We start from the raw sequence: 293 nt of genomic DNA, 5'->3' as shown, positions 1-293 counted from the left end.
TCTATCTTTAGTCCAGCCTTCATGTAAAACTTTATTAATCATTTCTTGCTTTAAATCAGGAGAATAGTAACGATTTTTTCCTTTTTTGACGAACTCTATTCCATAACGATCAATCAATTTAATCATGTACCTAATATTAGAATTGTTTATCCCAAATTTATTTGAAAGCTTCTCTATGCTATATCCTTGTTTTCTAAGTTCATAGATCTGAACTTTATCATCATAAGTTAATTTCATAATAAAAACACCCCAAAAGTTAGATTTTTTCTGTCTAACTTTTGGGGTGCAGTTCA

Annotated in this window: 1 protein-coding gene; it reads right to left on the bottom strand. The window is 28.7% G+C overall.

The features are described from left to right. Positions 1-237: transposase (locus HT718_RS09795; protein ID WP_173268291.1), on the bottom strand; the 237-nt coding region annotated here is incomplete at its 3' end. Positions 238-293 lie beyond the last annotated feature (56 nt).

This window comes from Streptococcus sp. 714, assembly GCF_013277115.1.
In the GTDB taxonomy this organism is placed as follows: domain Bacteria; phylum Bacillota; class Bacilli; order Lactobacillales; family Streptococcaceae; genus Streptococcus.
The sequence above is the reverse complement of the archived record's forward strand: the minus strand, read 5'-3'. Positions and strand labels throughout refer to the sequence as shown.